The 21311-nt window shown below is 45.0% G+C and carries 15 protein-coding genes; 6 read left to right on the top strand and 9 right to left on the bottom strand.

What is annotated here, in order from left to right:
- Window positions 1-207: 207 nt before the first annotated feature.
- The 3 genes from R8G66_11010 (at window position 208) to R8G66_11000 (ending at window position 5750) form a co-directional block, all read left to right on the top strand.
- Window positions 208-2187, top strand: coding sequence for an FGGY family carbohydrate kinase (locus R8G66_11010; protein MDW3192889.1), 1980 nt, complete (start codon window positions 208-210; stop codon window positions 2185-2187).
- Window positions 2188-2330: 143 nt separating this feature from the next.
- A complete protein-coding gene (locus R8G66_11005; GenBank protein MDW3192888.1) occupies window positions 2331-4832 on the top strand; it encodes a methyl-accepting chemotaxis protein in 2502 nt (833 codons plus the stop codon).
- A gap of 144 nt (window positions 4833-4976) precedes the next feature.
- On the top strand, window positions 4977-5750 hold the full coding sequence (locus tag R8G66_11000; GenBank protein ID MDW3192887.1) for a hypothetical protein: 774 nt from the start codon (window positions 4977-4979) through the stop codon (window positions 5748-5750).
- 49 nt (window positions 5751-5799) lie between these two features.
- Here R8G66_11000 and R8G66_10995 read toward each other — a convergent pair whose 3' ends face one another.
- The 3 genes from R8G66_10995 to R8G66_10985 form a co-directional block, all read right to left on the bottom strand.
- A complete protein-coding gene (locus tag R8G66_10995) occupies window positions 5800-8319 on the bottom strand; it encodes a TonB-dependent receptor (GenBank protein ID MDW3192886.1) in 2520 nt (839 codons plus the stop codon).
- Between the two features lie 216 nt (window positions 8320-8535).
- On the bottom strand, window positions 8536-9660 hold the full coding sequence (locus R8G66_10990; protein MDW3192885.1) for a glycosyl hydrolase: 1125 nt from the start codon (window positions 9658-9660) through the stop codon (window positions 8536-8538).
- A 222-nt stretch (window positions 9661-9882) separates the two neighbouring features.
- Entirely contained in the window at window positions 9883-11448 is a 1566-nt protein-coding gene (locus R8G66_10985) for a glycoside hydrolase family 43 protein (GenBank protein MDW3192884.1), read from the bottom strand.
- 390 nt (window positions 11449-11838) lie between these two features.
- Here R8G66_10985 and R8G66_10980 point away from each other — a divergent pair, with 390 nt between their 5' ends.
- A complete protein-coding gene (locus tag R8G66_10980) occupies window positions 11839-13353 on the top strand; it encodes an FGGY family carbohydrate kinase (protein ID MDW3192883.1) in 1515 nt (504 codons plus the stop codon).
- A gap of 9 nt (window positions 13354-13362) precedes the next feature.
- Complete coding sequence (gene xylA, locus R8G66_10975) at window positions 13363-14709, top strand: xylose isomerase (protein MDW3192882.1); 1347 nt, start codon at window positions 13363-13365, stop codon at window positions 14707-14709.
- An 88-nt stretch (window positions 14710-14797) separates the two neighbouring features.
- Here xylA and R8G66_10970 read toward each other — a convergent pair whose 3' ends face one another.
- The 3 genes from R8G66_10970 to R8G66_10960 form a co-directional block, all read right to left on the bottom strand.
- The gene (locus tag R8G66_10970) at window positions 14798-15514 is read right to left on the bottom strand and encodes a hypothetical protein (GenBank protein ID MDW3192881.1); all 717 of its coding nucleotides are present in this window, start codon (window positions 15512-15514) and stop codon (window positions 14798-14800) included.
- A gap of 27 nt (window positions 15515-15541) precedes the next feature.
- Entirely contained in the window at window positions 15542-15931 is a 390-nt protein-coding gene (locus R8G66_10965; GenBank protein MDW3192880.1) for a hypothetical protein, read from the bottom strand.
- A 67-nt stretch (window positions 15932-15998) separates the two neighbouring features.
- Window positions 15999-16790 carry a PfkB family carbohydrate kinase gene (locus R8G66_10960; protein MDW3192879.1) on the bottom strand — a complete coding sequence of 264 codons (792 nt, stop codon included), beginning with the start codon at window positions 16788-16790 and terminating at the stop codon, window positions 15999-16001.
- 142 nt (window positions 16791-16932) lie between these two features.
- On the opposite strand from R8G66_10960, the gene R8G66_10955 reads away from it, so the two are divergent.
- Window positions 16933-17775, top strand: a complete 843-nt coding sequence (locus R8G66_10955; protein ID MDW3192878.1) for an NmrA family NAD(P)-binding protein — start codon at window positions 16933-16935, stop codon at window positions 17773-17775.
- 30 nt (window positions 17776-17805) lie between these two features.
- Here R8G66_10955 and R8G66_10950 read toward each other — a convergent pair whose 3' ends face one another.
- The 3 genes from R8G66_10950 to R8G66_10940 are packed head-to-tail and all read right to left on the bottom strand — an operon-like array spanning window position 17806 to window position 21259.
- Window positions 17806-18936 carry a DNA alkylation repair protein gene (locus tag R8G66_10950; protein ID MDW3192877.1) on the bottom strand — a complete coding sequence of 377 codons (1131 nt, stop codon included), beginning with the start codon at window positions 18934-18936 and terminating at the stop codon, window positions 17806-17808.
- Window positions 18937-18971: 35 nt separating this feature from the next.
- Window positions 18972-20093 carry an alpha/beta hydrolase-fold protein gene (locus R8G66_10945; GenBank protein MDW3192876.1) on the bottom strand — a complete coding sequence of 374 codons (1122 nt, stop codon included), beginning with the start codon at window positions 20091-20093 and terminating at the stop codon, window positions 18972-18974.
- Window positions 20090-21259: an alpha/beta hydrolase-fold protein gene (locus R8G66_10940; protein MDW3192875.1), complete on the bottom strand. Its 1170-nt coding sequence runs from the start codon at window positions 21257-21259 to the stop codon at window positions 20090-20092. Before R8G66_10940 ends, R8G66_10945 begins: the two co-directional genes overlap by 4 nt.
- Window positions 21260-21311: the final 52 nt, after the last annotated feature.

Below are 21311 nucleotides of genomic sequence, written 5' to 3'. Positions count from 1 at the left end.
TTCCCGCCCGCCTGCCGGTCGAGGCACGGTACGATCAACTGAAAATTGTGGTAGTGTTCTTGATCCCGTTGTGATCCCGGGAATGACGGATAAAGTGATGTTTGCTGGAACCCATTGAGATCAATAAATGTCACAATCATCTAATATTGGCCGGGATTTTCAATATACTGACGTATCATTGACGTAATTTTAAAAAGCAATTGCGTCGTGTTGTTGATAGGGTATGACATAGGGAGTTCTTCAATAAAGGCAGCCATTTTTGATGCGGCTAAAAATCAGACCATCGGAGTGACGAGCTATCCGGAATCGGAAATGGACATGATCTCCCGTCAGAGCGGCTGGGCGGAACAACAACCCGAAATCTGGTGGCAGGACCTAATCTATGCTACTCGAAAGCTGTTGACTGATACCGGCGTAAACGGCAAAGAGATCCGTGGCATTGGACTTTCCTATCAGATGCATGGACTTGTACTTGTAGATAAAGACAAACACGTATTGCGCCCTTCGATCATCTGGTGTGATAGCCGTGGGGTAGAGATCGGGAAAAAAGCCCTGGATGAGATGGGAGCGGACTATTGTTTTGAAAACCTCCTGAATGCACCAGGGAATTTTACAGCCTCCAAGCTGAAATGGGTCAAGGACAATGAGCCAGATATCTATCAGAAGACAGACAAATTCATGCTTCCCGGGGATTACATCGCCATGAAACTGACGGAAGAATGCCGAACTACTTCTGCCGGCCTATCCGAAGGGATCTTTTGGGATTTTCAACAAACTGGCGTATCAAATGAGGTGCTGGATTATTACGATTTTGATCGTGATCTGATTCCTGAGCAGGTGCCAATCCTCGGTGAACAGGGGATGCTCAGCCAGATGGCAGCTGATATGTTGGGACTAAAAGCAGGGACGCTTGTAACCTTCCGGGCAGGAGACCAACCCTGTAATGCCCTTGCTTTGAATGTCCTGAAACCAAATGAAATCGCAGCCACTAGTGGTACCTCAGGGGTGGTATATGGCGTGGTGGATCGACCCATTTACGACAAGAAATCACGTGTCAATTCCTTTGCTCACGTCAACTATGAGACCAATCATGATCGTATTGGTGTGCTGTTGTGTCTCAATGGGGCGGGTATTCAATACAGTTGGATGAAACATCAGGTAGCACGTGGAGACCGGAATTATACAGACATGGAGCGCATGGTATCTACTGTGCCGATTGGGAGTGATGGCCTGTGTATCCTGCCATTTGGCAATGGTGCCGAAAGGATGTTTGAGAACAGAAATGTTAATTCCCACATTTTCAACATTGAGTTTACTCGGCATAACCGTGCGCATTTATATCGTGCGGCGCTGGAAGGGGTTGCCTTTTCCTTTGTTCGGGGCATCAACGTTCTGAAAGAGCTAGGTCTCAACGTAGATGTACTTCGGGTTGGGAATGATAACATGTTCCAATCAGAAGTTTTTGCTTCAACCATTGCCACCATGCTGGATTGTCATATCGAAATGGTGGACAGTACCGGGGCCATTGGTGCCGCCCGAGCGGCGGGTGTCGGTATCGGGGCGTTTAGCAGTCTGGAAGAAGCCATGATGGGGGTCACGACCGAAAAGATCTACGAACCAAGGCTTAACAAAGCGCTGGTGAGTCAGGCTTACAATTTTTGGGAGTCTTGTTTGGGAAATGTATTGAGTCCTTCTCAAAGTGGTCCAAAAGCGTCTACGGATTCTTTGAAAAATCAGATCCTGACCCAGGAGAAATTGATTTCAGATCGGGAAAAGCAATTGGCCACCACCAATTTGAAATTACAATCCAAGGATGATTTTTTAGGAGAGATCCGTAAAGAATTGAAAGACCTTTCGAAGCAGCTGGACGACAAGACCCGTACCCGTCTGGAAAGACTGTCCCGTAAGATCGAATCCAATCTGAATACAGATTCCTGGAAATCATTCGAAGAACATTTCGAAATGATCCATACCGATTTTTTCAAGAACCTGAAAGGTAATTATCCCGAATTGTCAACCGAAGAGATCAAGCTGTTGGCTTATCTCAAGATGCAGGTGACGACAAAAGACATTGCCCAAAAACTGAACCTTTCGGTCCGTGGCGTTGAGACACGACGTTATCGTATCCGTAAAAAGCTCAATCTGGCTAAAAATCAGGGGTTAGATCAGTTTTTGGCGGGAGTGTAGCCCGTACTTAGGTACACCGGTAATGTCGCCTAATATTCATGAAGTGCTGATTTATCAAAAATTATGCGGGTGTTCATCAGTGCTTTTAATAGACTAGTTGTTAGTTTGTAGTTGTCAAAGACCAAAAGTACTACCACCATCCTATGCTAAAAGGATTGTCCATCCGTCTGAAAATGTTGGTCCCGATTCTGGGAGTAGCATTGATCACCTATACAGCTTCAGTCATATATGTTGGCCGCGTGATGAGCCAAAACTCAGTTGAGAATGCACAAAAGCTCACAGACCTGGGATCAAGAGAAAAAGCACGCTTGATCCAGGCAGATTTTGAAGGGTACCTCTCTTTGTCAGGAGCCATGTCTAAGCTCATTGAAGATTATGTAGAATTATCAGGTGTCGAGCGCCTTGCTAACGAACGACAATTGCTACAAAAAGTCCAGGAGAGTGATCCTGAGTTGAGGTTGGTGTGGATCAGTTGGGAGATGAGTGTACTGGACCCAAATTGGCAGAATGATTTTGGCCGCGAAAGGCACGCCTATGTGATGGATGCAACCGGAGCGATAGCAGAATTTCAGGATACTACGGATGTTGAAAGTTTTGATCCTGAGAACTTCTATTATGTCATTCGCGAAAGCAGAACAGAAGGGGCCGCGGAACCTTATTTGTACAATCCGGTCGCTTTTCCCGACGATCTGGGAACGAGCATTGTGAGTCCTATCCAAAAGGGAGACCAGTATTTAGGCCAGGTTGGCTTTGACTTTTCCATTGATCGCTATCAGAGCACCACTTCATTCGAAACTTTCGAAAGAGGCTATGCGATTGTCATTTCTGACCTTGGAAGGATAGTCGCACACCCAGATGAGTCATACATCAACAAATATGTGGATCAATTGAGCTTATTTGAAGACGAAGATATTCTTCAGGTAAGGTCAAGCTTATCTAAAGGTGAGGCCGTTCCTTTGGAGAAATTTGATGCCCATCTAGGGGCAGAAGCTTACGCCAATTTTGTGAACGTGCCTATCGGAAATTCCAATTCTTTCTGGACCGTAGGAACCGTAGTTCCGGCGGCAGAAATCAAAAAAGACGCCCGGGTGATCATTCGAAATGCTTCCATATTAGGTGTGGTAGGATTGCTCGCATTAACCCTGGTGATCGGACTCATCACTCGACACATTGTAAACTCCCTGCGTAGATCTGAATCACTACTCAATGACCTGGCAAAGGGCAATATTGACAATAGCAGCCGGTTGGTCATCGCCGGGAATGATGAATTGGGAAGGACTTCCAGGTCAGTAAATGCGTTACAGGAAGCGCTGAGCCGCAAAGCGGCATTTGCGGAAGAGATAGGCAATGGTAACATGGAGAGTGCTTTTGAGATTTCGGGAAAGAATGATCAACTGGGCCGGTCGTTGGTTCAGATGCGCGACAACCTGCTCGATGTGCTGAATGAATTGAAGACGGTCGTGTCCGCTGCTGCGGAAGAGGGTGACCTGAATTTACGGATTGAGGCAACTAACAAACTGGGTGCCTGGCATGAACTCACTCATTCCATGAATAATTTGTTGACGTCATTTCACCAACCGTTCCAATCGATAGAGACCATTGCCCACCTCATGGCAGAAGGTGATTTGACGGAAAGGCTTGATGAAGACATGCATGGCGACATTGGGGCAATGATGCGGAACTTGAATCAGGGGCTACAGAACCTGACCTTGCTTTTGTCGGAAGCTACTGCTGCAGTGCAGGATATTCGAGGATCCGCTGAAATCATGCTTCGTGATGGATTGGAAATGGATAGCAGCACTTCAGAAATCGCCCAGTCCATTCACGAAATGAGCAATGGTGCCAAAAGTCAGCTGGATCAAATCGATCGATCTTCGCAACTTATTGAGCAAATCATGCGATCCTCAGAGGAGATGGAAGGGCAAGTACAAGACATCAATGAAGCGGCCAAGAGTAGTGCGGAGAAGAGCCAACAAGGTCTTAGCCTTATTACGAATGTCAATGAAAACATGGGAGATATTTCCAATTTTTCCATGAAAACTAATGCCTCTTTCAGGGCCTTCGTAGAGCGGAGTAATGAGATATCCAGGGTACTGAGTGTGATCACAGATATTGCTGCCCAAACCAATCTTTTGGCGTTGAATGCGGCCATAGAAGCGGCGCAGGCCGGAGATGCTGGCCGGGGCTTTGCAGTAGTCGCGGAAGAGATTCGAAAACTGGCCGAAGACTCTCGCCAGTCAGTCAAATCCATTGCTTCCCTGGTGGAAGATGTGCAATCGGATTCCAAAGAAGCGACAGAAGTGTTGTTCATGATGAACGAACGCATTCAAGCGGGAGCTAAAGCATCGCAGGAAGCTTCAGAAGCATTTAAAGGCATTACCGAAGCCACCGACGGTACACTCGCGCTAACCGAAGGCATCAATGTGACCAGTACCCAACAAAAAGCGGCGATTCAGGATGTAGTGGGTATCACCGAGTCTGTGGTGATTATCGCTGAGCAAACGGCAGCAGGTACCGAAGAGGTGGCTACATCAGCCACACAACTGGCCAATGGCATGGCAGGGTTCAAAAAACGCTCAGAGGAGTTGGAGCAAATTACCCAAAGGTTGATCGCCGCCTTTGAGAAGTTTAGGCTGAAGGATTGAGCTAAGTAATAAGGTTACTTAAGTAACCTGGTCTGTAGGGAGTAAGGGTGACCTGGATCCGGTTTTGAAAGATTTGTAGGCTTTGTTATTTTGGAGGTACGATTCACAGCTGTCAATTAACCACAACTAAAAGAAAAATCACACATGAGAAACCCCGAACTTTGGGCAAAGCTTCAAGTATTCCAACTCGACGATCCCAACAGTCAATTCACCTTTACGCAAAGACTGGCTAGAGATAATAACTGGACGGTGGAGTTCAGTAATTCGGTCATCATCGAGTACAAAAAATTCCTTTATCTCTGTTGTGTCAATTATGGAGAGATCACGCCAAGTGATGCCGTGGATCAAGCCTGGCATTTACACTTGACCTACACAAAATCATATTGGATTGAATTATGTCAACAAACGCTTGGTAGACAAGTACATCACAATCCTACGAAAGGAGGTGCTCAGGAAAATAAGCGTTACTCCAATGATTATGACGTTGTTCAAGAAGCCTATCTCAAAGAATTTGGAGAAGTTCCTCCAAAAACCATCTGGCCTGGTAATGAAGAACGATTTTCTAACTTCAACTTCAAGCGAATCAATCTGTCGGACTATTGGATGATCAAGAAACCTGGAATAGGGCATTCGCAGCTGACTTTATTGCTTCTCCCGATAATCGCTATGCTCTTTATCCAGTCAGAAAATTCAGTTCCATGGGGTTCGCTTATTCTGGTGATTTTCCTTCTGTTAATCGTTGTTCGGACCATTAAAGGAAGTGGTAAAAAAGGAAGAAGAAGAGGAGGTGGTGGAGGTTCTGCGACGGGCGGCACTTGGTGGGATGATTTCTGGGGATGCTCGAGTGAAAGCTCAGGCTGTAGCAGCGGATGCAGTAGTGGCTGCGGCGGAGGTGGCTGCGGTGGAGGTGGTGATTGAGTAAAAAACAAATCAGGTTACTTGAGTAACCTGATTTGTTAGGTGAATCTTATCTACCTCCTTCTCCGCCACCTTCATCATTTCCGCCTCCGGATTTCAGGTCGTCATTGGAGACCTTCTTGACTTTCTTAGGCGCACGTTGAGTCAGCTTACCAATACGGTAGCTGAAGTTGATTCTGAAGTTCAGTAGCTGCAATTCGCGTCGATTTCTTTGGATCAGGAATGGCGTATCTACTTCAGAATCCAGGATGTTTCTCGGGGTAGCAAAGTTGTTGGCACCAATACCGATGCTACCTTTCTTGTCATTGAAGTTGCGGTTGATGCTCAGACTATAGATGTAGAATGGATTGCTGAGACCCTGGAGCTGCACCCTTTGGCTGCGGTAAAATCCAAACATCTGCAAAGTCCATTTGTCTGTGAGCTTGTAGCTACCAAACAGACGAGTATTGAATACAAATCCTTCGTTCTCTGCGCGGAACAACGGATCATCAACGTTGTTGGTCAGTATGGAGTAGAATGCATCGATACCACCGTTCAAAGTCAGTTTACCTTTTCGAATACTTCCGAAGATATTCACCCCATAGGCATCTTCTTCACCAATATTCTGGAAGGTGGTGAAAACCGTGTCCTGACCAATGGTCTCTCTAACCGACTGGATACTACCATTGGTGGACCGGACGAATGCAGTGATATTCAGTGAAGTAGCTCGCTTAAAGCTGCTCAAAGAGAGCTCTACCTGATCCGTGAATTCCGGTTGCAAGTCAGGATTTCCCTGAGAGATGTTCAGTGGGTTTGCTGCATTGATGTTAGGGTTAAGAAATTGTAAGCTAGGCCGGGCGATCCTCCTGGAGTACCCCAATTTCAAGGTCTTGTTGTTCTTCAATTTCTTTGAAGCGTTCAAGCTGGGAACGAACGTACCATAGTCACCGATCTCCAGATCGACTTCATCCGAAAAGTTGGCACTGATAGTGGTATACTCGTATCGACCTCCTGCCTGTATTGTAAAATCAGCGGGAAGTTCTACCAGACCAGAAACATATCCTGCAGATACGTTCTGCACATACCTGAAATCATTGCTAAAGTTTGTTCCTTCTACCGCAGTATAGGGGCCGTCTTCCTGTCTGCTGAATAGCTGAAAGTCACTGGTCACCGTTCTGGAAATATTCTTCAATCCGGTCTCGAATTTGGCTTTGTCACCAATCGGTTCGACATAATCCAATTGCATTGTGAATTCCCGATTGATACTCTTGTTTTCGTTTTTAGTCCCTCCGGGCGTGTTCAGGTCATCGATACTGAAGTCATTGTTACGAGAATCCTGGCTATACAGCGTGATGAAGCTGACCTCTTTGTCCTTTTTGTCAAATGATCGGATGTAATTGAAATTTACATCCACACTATTGGAATTCGTCAATGTGAATACATCCTGTAATATGGAGCTCGATCGGGTAGGGCTGGTAATTTCCGTAAGTCGATCATTCTGATCACCACGCGAATCAAAGATTCGGTAGTTGACACCTCCACCGATGAAGTGGTACTTGTTGAAGGTATAATCCCAACCAAAGTTGTATCGGCCAGAAACCCTGGAGCCGATTGTTTTTGCTGTTTGGTTGGTTGTCGAAAGCTCATTACCAGCCGCATCGGTAGCAATTTGACGGTTGTCCAATGCACCTCGAATGTTGTAACCTGCATAACCATTTCCACCCAAGGTCAATCCTAGCTTTCCAGTTCGATAACCCGCATTCAATCGTAAATTAGAGCCCTGATAACCAACACCCGAATTGATAGAAAGTGTCCCGCCCTGGAGGTTGTTCTTCTTGGTAATGATGTTGATGATCCCTCCGGTGCCTTCCGCATCATATCTGGCAGAAGGAGAGGTAATGACCTCCACCGATTTGATTTCATCGGCTGGAATTTGCCGAAGGGCATCCGCAAGGTTCCCGGCTGTGATAGTGGAAGGCTTACCGTCGATCAAAACCGTGATGTTACTGCTTCCACGTAGGGAAACATTGCCATCCAGGTCTACAGAGAGTAAAGGCACTCTTCTTAGTACATCAGATGCATCACCACCGGCCGTGGTAAGGTCTTGTTCCGCATTGTAGACGATCCGGTCTACTTTATCTTCAATCAATTCACGCTCACCTTCCACGGTGACGCCCTCCAGTGCAATGGCTGATTGCTTCAGCGGCAATTTCCCGAGGTTATAGGATTCACCTTTCCCCGTCACCGTGAAAGGCCCTTGCTCTAGTGGCTCATAACCAATGAAAGAAATCGTGATTTTAAATTCGCCTTCCGGAACGCTTTTGATGACCCACTTGCCGGCTTCATCGGTGATCGTACCATTCATCAATTTGTCATCTTTGGTGTAGGCTACTTTGATCGTAGCATAAGGCACAGGTTCGCCGGTTTCGTCCAGTACGGTACCACTGAATTTTCCATATCCGACTTTAGGGCCGGAATTCCCTTTTCCACCATAACCCGCGGGAGGACCACCCGGTCTTTGTGCGTAGACGGTTGTAATACTAAAACAGGCAATCACTGCCAGAATAACTAGGTTGCGTAAGCGTTTCAAAGTCGTTGGTTTTCAAATTCAACAACAAGACAATGGAGTTACACGGATTGTTTTGCCAAATGAGGTTTTTGTGATGAGTGGTTGGTCTTTTATAAACCTATGAGGTTTGATCTAAAGCTTTTTATGGACCTCATAAGGTTCTATTGAAATTGATAGGTAGAATAGTCTTTGTACCTTAACCCTATCAGAGTTTCTACCCTCTAATAGGGGTTAAGTCTAACGATGATACAACAAATCATAAAGCCCCTCTGAGGCCTTCAGGTACTTCTCCTGGCTGGTGATTCTTCTCCAGCGAGCACTAATGGAATCATTGAGATGCAATCGGGCATCTATGCCTTTGAAGGTTGGATTATTCACCCACATAGGATGGGAATCCCAATGACAATTGATGTAGCTCACTGCTTTTACCACATCCGGATTTTCATCGATGGCCTTGAAGAAAGGAATGAACCACTTCTGCCAGGCTTCCTCTGCTTGAGTAAGATCGGAAAGCTGCGTCTGGATGGTATTGCCGGTAAACTTGGTATTAAAGTCAGAGATGGTAGGAGAGGCTTCCGCAATGAACACCGGTTTTCCTTTTTTACGCGCATACTCGAACATTTCTATCTCTCTCCAACGATTGAAGAAGGATACACCACACCAATCTACGTACTCATCTCCCGGGTACCATGCATCCAGTTGATCCGGGTGTGAAATGAAACCTGTGGATTGCCACACATACGCCGTGTTTTCTACCCCCTTAGCTCGTAATCGATCAACGATTCGGCGATAAGCGGCGACCGTACTTTCCCGATCATAGTGGTTCCAGGGATCACCATCAAATTCATAGGCGATACGAAGAAAAACAGGGCGTTCACCCAATTCCAGAAGAAAATCACCCAACCGATCGATGTAGGCATCATGAGCTCCTGAAGCTACTTTCTCTTCATGATTCACGAATTGCAATCCGATCGCCATGGCCATGTTGGCATAGTCCGGATCATTGTGTTGCAGCATGGCATTGTAATCATTGTCACCCCAGTCATGCGTATCCCACAAGCCATCCAACCCTTCCTGTACTCGGCCAAAAGACTCTTCACCTGGATTGATATTGGAGTAAGTAGTCCATCCACCAGGCGCATCAAAGTGGTCCATGTAACCATCACTGTACAGGTCATTGGCCCCGACAGCTTCCAACTCCTGGCCAGCAAACAGGATCACCTGTCCGTGTTCTGGTTCGAACTTGGCAAGAGGGCGAGTCCTTTTCGGAGTTTCTGTTTCTGTAGTTTCCGCTCCTTCAGGACAAGGTTGTTGGCAAGCAAGAAGCAGGGCAAGCGATAGGAAAGGGATGAGTTTGTGCATGATAAATTCTTATTTGATGTTTGATTTAGGGGAAAGATTGCGCATCATACTTTGATTGATGTGCAGGATAAAAATTTGGTTCGTCATCGCGAGTCTACCTGGCGAAGCGATCTTACTATGTTGATCTTGCACTCCCGCAATAGATTGCTTCGTTCCTCGACCTGGAGGCATGAGAAACTCGCAATGACGGGAGATTGTATTTATATAAGATGAGAGAATTCATCATGAATGATTTTCTAAATACTGGAAATGTTTAAACTGAGCGATGGCCCCGCCATCAGATAAGTCCTGGCAGCAGAGGCCAACAAATGCACCTGTAAAAGCAGCTTTGTAAGTACCATTGTCGTGCTGTACATAGTCATCTGAAAGGATAGAACCATCCAGGGTTTCGCCAATAGCATTCCAATCACCACCTGCTTGCTTCCAAAAGAAACGAATGGCATTACGGATGAATTGACCCTTCAATTGAATAGGGCCATCGATAATCGGACTTTCTGCTACAACTTTTTCATTTCTTCGATCGCAAGTAATGATCTTGAGTTTTCGCCCTTTATCGAAGGTGAGGTGCAGGTAGTGATAGTGACCCGAATTGTAATAGAAAACCAATCCAGCCATTTCTTCAGAAGAACCAGGCTTGAATTGTAATTCAGTAATGACTTCAATATCGAAAGCCATCACTCGTCTCGCAATCAGGCTTTGATTTTCCCAGGATTGCAACGATTGTCGGCCTAGCAAGGTCAGACCTCCGGTACCGATGTTCAGCCATTCTTTGGCGATGGGTTCTCGCAATGACTGCCAATGAAACTGCAGAGACGAGCCACTCGTGAAATCATCAAATGTGTTCGCAGCAACCTTAGGATTCGGTTTGCCTATTTGTACCCTCGGAGCATCGTTTGGCCCTTTCAATTTGGGCCAGCCTTCTTCCCAAATGATTTCTTCCATGGCCGTTTCGCGTCCGAGGGTGCACCTGCCTCGTGTTGTAAGTGGACGTCCCGTCAGAAAAACCACATACCAATTGCCATGGCCATCATCGACCAGATCTCCGTGACCCGTTTTCTGAAGTGGCCACTCCGGATGGTGCATCGTGCATACGATTGGCCCGAAAGGACTGGCTTCATATGGACCATGGATGTCCTTCGACCTGGCAACAGAAACCGCATGGTCATATTCCGTACCACCTTCAGCGGTGATCAGGTAATAGTATCCATTGATTTTATATAGGTGCGGCCCTTCGGTTTTTCCCAGTTCGGTTCCTTCAAAAATGACTTCAGGTTCCCCGATTAATCTCTTCTCCGTAATACCATATTCCTGTAGGATGATCCCTCCGAAGATGTTTTTACTGTCTTCATCCAACCTGAGACTCAGGTACCATTTGCGGCCGTCATCGTCGTGGAATAGACTCCCATCAAAACCTTCATTACTTAAGAAGATCGGGTCGGACCAACCTGCAGTGAGATCTTTCGTAATGACCAGGTAATTAGGAGTCTGCCCCCAAAGTGGTTCAAACGACTTGACATTGGAATAGACCAGGTAATAAATTTCTTCATGATAGGAGAGACAAGGCGCCCAAACACCGCACGAGTCGGGTGCGCCTTTCATGTCCAGTTGACTGACCCGATTCAAAGAACTCGGAATCAATTCCCAGTTTTCAAGATCTTTACTATGATGAATTCTAACCCCCGGAAACCATTCAAACGTAGATGTAGCAATATAGAAATCATCATCTACTCGAATGATAGAAGGGTCAGGATGAAATCCCGGTAAGATCGGGTTATGGATGTTGATCATTTAATCAAGTCTTTTTCAAGTGTTTCCAGCGATTTTCCTTTGGTCTCGGGTAAATACCGGGCGATTAAAAGTACACCGATTGAGGCAAAACGATATAGAACTTAATAATGGTCATTCAAAGATTGCACCTATTCTTCATACTGTTTTTTTTGGACTCCAAAACAAGACATTTCACTGTCTATTCTGCGAGAAATGCCTACTGCATCCTTACACCAAAACTGGATAGAAAATACGTCAATACTACGTCATCGAAGTGATGGAGAGGATTGGAATCGGTGTAAGATGAGGGATTGCTGACGTAGATAAGAATGATGGTTGACGAGATGATGTAGTACTGTTTTAGGAGATATCAATGAATAAATAGGTCTCATTTGTGCCAAATAAATTCAAATGAGGAAGTATTTACTAGGTTTTGATGTCGGTAGTAGTTCCGTAAAAGCAGCATTGGTAGATGCAACTACCCAGGAAAGCTTAAGAACTACCTTTTTTCCAAGAGTAGAAATGGATACGGTTTCCCGTCAAAAGGGCTGGGCGGAACAATCTCCCGAAGTATGGTGGGACAACCTGTGTCACGCCTGCCACCGACTGTTGGATAAAGCCGATATTGATCGAAATCAGATAGCCGCAATTGGTATTTCCTATCAAATGCACGGCCTCGTGCTTGTCGATAAGGATAAACATGTCTTAAGACCAGCGATCATATGGAGTGATAGCCGTGCAGTGAAAATAGGTGCCGAAGCTTTCTGCAAAATCGGTCCGGAGAAATGTCTGGAACATCTACTGAATTCACCAGGAAACTTTACGCTTTCCAAGTTAAAGTGGGTATGTGATAATGAGCCGCAGGTTTATGATCGCATCCATAAGTTCATGCTGCCGGGTGACTACATCAACATGAAACTTACCGGAGAGATCAATACTACAGTAAGTGGATTGTCTGAAGCCATTTTATGGGATTTCAAAGAAAATCAGTTGGCAGACTTCATTTTGGACTACTTCGGGATTGATTATTCACTAGTACCGAATGTCGTCCCAACTTTTGGGGAGCAAGGAGAACTGTGCGATGAAGCAGCGAGACTTTTGGGTTTGCCCTCAAGAATTCCTGTGACTTATCGTGCAGGTGACCAGCCCAACAACGCACTTTCCCTCAATGTTACAGAACCAGGTGAAGTGGCTGCAACAGGAGGTACTTCCGGAGTAGTATATGCAGTAACAGATCAGCTTGCCTACGATCAAGGCTCGAGGGTTAACAGCTTTGCCCATGTCAATCACGACATGGATCAGACAAGGATTGGCGTTCTCTTATGCATCAATGGTGCCGGCAGTCAATACAGCTTCATGAAAAATCAGGTGGCGCGCGATGGCACAACCTATGAAGACATGGAGCGACTCATCAGTTCCGTACCCATCAGTTCCGAAGGGCTGCGTGTTTTGCCTTATGGCAATGGAGCTGAGCGGGTATTACATAACCAGGAAATCGGCTCACACATCATCAATTTGCAATTTAATCGGCATGGACGCGCGCATTTGTATAGGGCGGCCATCGAAGGGATTGCTTTTTCATTCAATTATGGTCTGGAAGTATTGAGAGGAATGGGCATACCTCTGGATATGATCCGTGTAGGGAATGACAACTTGTTCCAGTCAGAAGTATTTACGAATACGGTAGCCATGTTGTCCAACTGTGAAATTGAAGTGGTTGGTACCTCCGGCGCCGCAGGAGCGGCATTGGCGGCAGGCTTTGGAAAAGGACTGTATCCAACCTTGAAACATGCGGTGAAAAAGCAACAAGTCGTCAAGCGATACCTCCCTGACGGTGATAACAGTGAATACGTTAGGGCATATGAAATATGGAAGAGTGATCTGGAGAAACTGATCCACTCAAATAGTCAAGTAGTAGTAAAATAATTATTGAAAATGAACGCAATTGATACACTCCAGGTGGTGACCGGAGATAAGAAATTTTTTCCTGAAATTGGTCGAATTCCTTTTGAAGGCAGAGGCTCGGATAACCCATTGGCCTTTCAATACTATGATCCGGAAAAGGTGGTGGCCGGAAAGTCGATGAAAGACCACTTTCGATTTGCCATAGCCTATTGGCATACCTTGTGTGGGACAGGAGGAGATCCATTTGGTGCAGGAACCAAGGACTTTCCCTGGTTGACAAGCAATGATCCTGTCGAACAAGCCAAACAGAAGATGGATGCTGGTTTTGAGTTCATCACGAAAATTGGTGCTCCATATTACTGTTTTCACGATTTCGATTTGATTGAAGAAGGGGACACGCTGGCGGAAAGTCAAAGGAGACTGGAAATCATCACCGACTATGCACAGGAGAAGCAAGCTCAATCAGGCGTGAAGTTATTATGGGGTACCGCCAATCTGTTTTCGAACCCTCGCTACATGAATGGGGCAATGACCAATCCGGATTTTGACGTGGTGGCCTATGCGGGCGCGCAGGTAAAACACGCCCTGGATGCAACCATCAAGTTAGGTGGCGAAAACTATGTGTTTTGGGGAGGTCGTGAAGGATACATGAGCTTGCTCAATACCGATATGAAAAAGGAACTCGATCACATGGCGCAGTTCCTGCATATGGCCAAAGATTACGCCCGCGAACAAGGATTCAAGGGTACCTTTTTCATTGAGCCTAAGCCCATGGAACCCAGTAAACATCAATATGATTTTGATGCCGCAACAGTCATTGGTTTCCTCCGGGAATATGGCTTGATGGATGATTTCAAATTAAACTTAGAAGTCAATCATGCAACGCTGGCACAGCATACGTTCCAACACGAACTTCAAGTAGCGGCTAATGCGGACATGTTGGGTAGTATGGATGCCAATCGTGGCGACTATCAAAATGGATGGGATACGGACCAGTTCCCCAACAATCTTTATGAATTGACAGAGACCATGTTGGTCTTTCTAGACAGTGGAGGCCTTCAGGGTGGCGGGATCAATTTTGATGCAAAGACCCGAAGGAATTCAACGGATCTGGAAGATATCTTCTATGCCCACATCGGAGGGATGGATGCATTTGCCCGGTCTCTGGAGATTGCTGATGCCATCCTACAGGATTCGGAATATTTGAACTTGCGGAAGGCGCGCTACAGTTCCTTTAGTACCATTGATGGGAGTGCTTTTGAGGCAGGTAAGCTCTCATTGGAAGACCTGCACCGCATGGCTTCGGCCAATGGAAATCCACGATTGAGAAGTGGGCGTCAGGAACTGTTTGAAAACCTGATCAATCAATATATCTGAAGACATTTCTAACTCCTTGTTCTTCAGCTTTAGCACCAGCTCCTCGAAGATCCGCTCTTTGCAGGGGTTGGTGTCTATTAATTTAGCGTTAATAATCTTCTTCTTCGTATGGCTCCTCTGAGGTAGATCCATCAGCATTGAAGAAAGGCAATTTTTCTAAATAGGGGATGAATGCTTCGTGATAGCTCAATTGCGGAATCGACAATGCTTTGATGGCCTGGTCCAGATTCGTGAAATTCGATTGGGGGAGATGCAATGGGATTTTATAAAGTTTCTCGTCATGCTTATCAAAAGGACAAGCAACCTTGGAGCCATAGAGTAAGGGCAATAGGCTGATGCTGCAACTCAGCGCAATCCGATCAAATTCATAGTAATCAAAAAGTTCCTGAAGGGTAGTGTTGATGTTTTCGAAAAAAGTGGTTGTTTCTGCTAGCCTGACCCTTGATCCGGCCCTGGATTTGCCCTTTTTATTCAAGTACTTGATTTGACTATAACCTTGCTTTTTTCGAGTCATATATGCACCGAAAGTCGTGTGGTACAGGTTTTCTTCACCTTCCGTGATATTTATTGCCGCGCTTCCAGATTCAATAGCAATATAGATGGCCGTTCCCCAAACGTTGATAATTGCTAATGATGAGTCAAGTGTTAAGTGAAGAGGTAAACGTAAATAGCCTTTCGTGTCATCATTTTCATCCTGTAACTCAATCAAATGCCGTTTGTAATCGTATTTCAGTCCCGGAATCTTAGATGGTAACGCCGTAATTATCTCATCATAAGAATAATCGGTTAAAGTCAATTGATGCATGAGCTCAAAGTTACTGTCAAGCTACATTCAATCTGATTGATCGTTCTTCAACTTTGGATGTGTAAACGCCATGAAAGCGAAGGCTAATCCAAAAACGACATATACACCCGTCATGATGAGTAGGGTTGTAGAACTAGCATCCTTTATGACCAATTTAATGAGCGCAAAACCGCCGATCATGAAATGAGCAAAATTGGCTATGACAATAGGCCTGCCATAAATGCCTCCTAGAATTTTTTCCTTATTCATCCAGTTAAGCATGGCGAATCCCATGTAGCCAGCACCCAATAATTGTAGGAGTATGGGATCACTTTGCAATGCCAAAGCGCGGGCAATTTCCTGTGGTAAAAAAGAGAGAGCTACTCCAAGTGCACCAAGGATAAGCGCATTGGTGGTCATCAGTAATTTCGTATTCATAAAAAAGAGTTGATGATCCTTACGTTGAAATGGATACCTCAGCCGAAGAAAAAATCATTTTCTGTCTTTAGGCAACTCCGCCCATGAACGAGAGCACTTTACTGGCAGCTTCAGCACCTGCCTGCATGGCTTTTGAAATATCCTTAAGCTGCAGCCAGTTGATAGAAAACGCGGCCTGGAAGGCATCACCACAACCAGTTGTATCAACGACTTCCGCAACTTCAATGGCTTGCTGGTTATAAGTTTTGCCATCATAAAACGCAATACTTCCTTTGGCACCCAAAGTTGTGACTATCATTTTTCCATATTGACTGGAAAGTGCCTGCAACTTAACCAGTGATTCTTCTTTTCCACTCAAAAACACGATATCGATATTTGCAATATGCTGTTCGATAAAGTCCAGTGCTAAATAATCAAGAAAGTCAATCACGACCAATTGATCATCATGTCTTCTATGGAGTAATGCTTCAAGATTAGGATCACCTCCGGGCATGGCAATTAGATCACTTTCCTCAACTAATTTCCAATCGTTCTCAGACAATCGAAATGCATCGAAAGCACCACCTTGCCAACTGTCCGCGTTGAAATACCGGTCACCTGCTTCATTGACGTATATTTTATTGGAGGCTGTAGGCTCGGCGATGGTGTATAAATGACGATGGTTGATTTCGGCCTTCTTCAAATGGTCGCTGATCAATCGCCCAAATTCATCATGGCCAATCCCTCCGATCACAGAGACATCCTCAATTCCTGACTGCTTGCATTGCGTTGCGAAGTTCAGCGAATTGCCACCTACATAGATTTGATCTTGTTCTGGGAAAAAGTCCGCGCAACAGGAAGTTAGGGCAGTGATTTTCATGATTGATATTTAATGATGTTCAATTCTCCCTTTGAAAATATCGTTTGGCGTAAACTGTCAAATCATTGGCTCAAAGGGTCAAGCAATCAGCTTGTTCAACATTCAATTTTACTTCCGAATTCAAAATCAAACAAGAAGTAACATGAAACACAACATCTTAGTCATCGGAGGAACTGGTAAGACCGGTCGCCGAGTTGCAGAAGGATTGACACAATTGGGGCATGATGTTCGTATCGGAACACGTAGCAATGATCCTAAATTTGATTGGGAGGATTTCTCCACTTTTGGGCCAGCCTTGCGAGGGATGGATCGGGCATACATCGTTTATTACCCGGATTTAGCTGTTCCTGGGGCTAAAGAAGCGATCACCGCATTGACAGCCGCCGCTCTGAAAGAAGGGTTAGAAAAAGTCGTACTGCTTTCCGGGAAGGGAGAAGCTGAAGCAGAAGCTTGTGAGCAAATTGTGGCCAACTCCGGATTGAACTACACCCTGGTCCGTGCTTCATGGTTCAACCAGAACTTCAGTGAAGGAGCCTTTTTGGATTTTGTGTTAGCCGGACAGGTTGCCTTGCCGATGCCTGACGCAGAAATACCTTTTGTGGATGCCGGGGATATTGCAGATGTTGTCACCAAAGTGTTGGTAGATGATACATTCAATGGTGAAACGATCACAGTTACAGGCCCCAGAAAAATGACTTATCGTGAAGCGGTTACTGCAATGTCAGAAGCGATTGATCGGGAAATACAATACCAGCCGATTTCTATTGAAGCGTTCAAGGAAGGAATGAAAGCTGCTGGATTACCTGATTCCTACGTTTGGCTGTTTGGGTACTTGTTTCTGGAAGTGTTGGGTAATCCTGATAATCAAACGGTATCTAATGATATAGAAAGAGTGCTTGGTAGAAAGGCCCTGGATTTTAAAGCCTATGCCAAAGCTACGGCAGCTACAGGTGTTTGGAGCCAAACCATTCCACATAGTATCTGAGTTTGTTGAGTCTGCAAGGTTGAGATTTCCTCACCCTTGCTGGCTTTTTGGTTGTTCCATAATTAATTGAAAGTCTTTCTTTTCCGTCTCACGTCCATTGACAATGACCGCTACTTGATGGAGCCCTGGATATAATTTTCGAGTAGTAATGAGTTTAAATGGCTGCTGTCTGGTGATGTGGGTCATAGAATCTCCGTCGTATTCCCTTTCACTGATCTTGAAGACTTTCCTGGATAGATTGCCATTTGCTTTCATGAAATAGATGGCATATTCCAGTCGGATCAGCTGTGGCGCTGTGTCCTTATTGATCAGATCAAATGAAAAACTTAAATCATAGCCAATAGCTACACTGGGTGTTTTGATTTCAAGTTGTTTGATTTCAATATTTCCTGAAGAAGCAAACCCAAATAGTGGCATGATCTCAGGATTACCTTGCTTAAGTAATGTCCGACAGCCATGCTTGACCACCCAGTCGGTAGTTTTGCTCTTTCCGAACAACTTTTTTGCCAAATGGATCACCACATCCGGGTTGTCTTTGGCGATATCATTCATATTATTAGCGACGCTTCTTCTGACAGATTCCGATTCATCATCGTTCAGCTGTTCCAGGATTGGAATGACATCTCCAGGATCTTTTTTGAAAGCAGGAATAGCAATTGCCCATGGTAGCCTTGGTCGTGAACCTTCTGAAGCTAATCGCCGCACCATTGGGTGTTCATGATGGGCCCATTGTAGAAGTTGATTGACCATGACTTCAGGGTATCGAAGAATAAATGGTCTTACCGCAAATTCGCAGCTGGTGAATTGGGTGATGTACTCCATGGCCTGTATGGAAGCTTCTTGATGATCGGTGCCATACACTTCGATATAGTCAGGAAGAAACATGTATTCGAAGCTGTTTTCTTTGATGCCATTTGATCGGAGTTGCCGAACTATGTCTATTAGCAAAGTTGCATTTTGCTCAAAGTCATCAGTTAGATACGCGTGTAAGGTTACCGCGAGGTGTCGCATTCTTTGTTTTAGCTCTTTTCCGGGCCATTCATCATCAAAAATGGCATTGATATAAGCAGCACGATCAAAGTTGGGAATAACTTGAGTCACAGCTTCGGTAAACGGTTCCAGGAACTGCTGATCGTAGACATTTTTTAGAAGTTCTGCCATATTGAGTAAGCAACGAAATCGTCTGAGTCGTGTTACTATTTCTTCGCGTTTTCGTATTGAGCTTTCAGTTCCGGCGAATTTGGATAGTAAGTAACCGCCAGTTCTAATAGTTTCAATAGCGCCGGCTTTCGACCTTGCCGGTTGAGCCTACGGGCCGTTCCCTTAAGGGTTTGACCTGCGTAGAAGGCATCTTCCAGTGGAATAATTTCAAACCCATAGGCATCTGATAATTGATCGTACCAACGTTTCAGTTCACTGGCTGGATCTTCCGAATTCCAAAATGCTCGATAAGGAACGGTCCACATGTCAGGGGGATAGATGTTCTCCAAACCATGCTCAATTCCAGCAATGGCCATTCCATAATGATTCTCCTCTTCTAAAATTTCTATCCGGTAATTGATATTGGGATTAGCTGTGTTTTCAAGTTTTTCGTTTAGTTCCGCATAAGCGAGGCGTTCAGCTTCAGGTCTACGTTTTAGGTCATCGCCTGCTTTACCAATATAAATAGCACCCTGTTGACGATCCGTGTCCTGTATAGCCTTGAGTAACTTTTCTTTCACCGTTTCTCCGCTTGAAGTAGTGAGTGACACTTCGGCTGCAAGGACAATATGTGCGTTAAACAGGTCAGGTTCGTCCCAGAATGATTGCAGAACAGGCCCGAAAGTAGGAGACATTCCAATAATTGTTTGGTGATGATTGACCCGATAGCGATTTTCGATAAAGGGTACGACCTCCTGCGCCAAAAAGGAAAGGTAATCATTGATCTTGGCCCCGTCTGCGTCACCGAAAAAACCACCACCATCAGGAAATCGCAATTCCATGGCCATGTCATAGCGACCGTCAGCCGTATTGGGTATTCCGATGACAATGCTCTCGGGCATTTCATTTCGGGAGGATTTGATATTTACAATTGATCGGGTGAGTTCAAACAAATATTCTCCATCTAAAACCAGGATCACAGGATATTGATGGATATTTCGGTCATAGTTATTTGGTAGAGAGATCAAGAGGTCCCGTTGTTCATTCAATACTTCGGAGAATAGACTAATTCGATGGCCAATGACCACACCCTGAGACGATACTTTTTGTGACTGGGCAATAAGAATCAATTGACTTGCTGCCAGCATCACTGCGATGAGATACCTTTTCGCCTTCATTTTTCAGAAAGTTTAGCTGCTCTATCCAGATACTCTTTTGCTTCCTCTTCCTTGCCAGCGGCGGTCATTGTGTTCCCGATCTTTGTTAATAGGATGACGGATTCAGGATACTTTTCAAGCAGAAATTGATACAATCGAGTGGCCTCCTCATGACCTGCATTTTTGGCAAAATAATCAGCCAGATCGCTTATTCTGCTATTGGATAATTCTGGAAAGAATTCTTCGAGTTTGAGCGCTTCACTGAAATGAATAAAATTATCGTATTCATCGGCACGCATGGCACTTCTGATAATCGTGAACTTGGTCCAGGGAGAGAGTTCTTCTGAATATCCATAAGCCTGAGCCCTGATTTGATTATACTGAATGGCATATTCGATGGATCCCTGCTCAAGGAATTTATCCAGATTATCTATCTGCAGTTCTGGGTAATATTCAAAATATTGCTTGATGCCATGATAGAGTGTAGGATAAGGAGTAGATCGGTGTACTTCTTCCGATAACTTGAGATAAGTCCACTCCAGACCCGTAACATTCCCTGTAGATAAGATGGAATCCAATCTATTCACGCCGTGATTTACGGAAAATTCATCAGGACTCACGGAGAAATAGAGGCTCTTATTGTCAAATGTTTTTTGGGCCATTTGAACCGTCTCATTGAATACAGGGAACGGGCTGGCGAGTAGATAACCATTGAACAATGCCTGATCTGAAAGCAAGGTGTGAAAAACCATGCTTCCACCGTATTCCCAGCCGAATAACAACCTTTCATCGGAAACGCGATAGTTACTTGCTATCAGGGGGATCAGTTCGGATTTTATGAACGAAAGAAAGTCATTTTTTCGATTGCTGAAATAACTGAACCGTTTTGGATAGTTGGTGGAAATGCCGACAACAATAAATTCGGGAGTAAGATTGTATTGCTGATAGGTTTCCAGCAGACTAACGCCATAAAGAAAGAACCTTTGGCCGTCCAACAAATAGAGCGTCGGATACATTTCTTCTGAGTTTTGATAACCTTCAGGCAAGTACACCTGAATTTGTAGTGAATCACCTAGAGATTGCGTGTGGATATGATGGAGAAAACCTACGCGATTATCTTCTACTTGCCCAGAGGCATATTGTAAGAAGAGCATGCAAAGCATGAGACCAAGGAGACGGAAGTGCATATTTGAGTTTTTGAGTCTTTCCGCAAATCAACGACAAATTGAGGAAGAGACA

The organism is Cytophagales bacterium, assembly GCA_033344775.1.
Lineage (GTDB): Bacteria > Bacteroidota > Bacteroidia > Cytophagales > Cyclobacteriaceae > JAWPMT01.
Note: the sequence above shows the minus strand (reverse complement) of the source record. Positions and strands in the feature narration are given on the sequence as shown.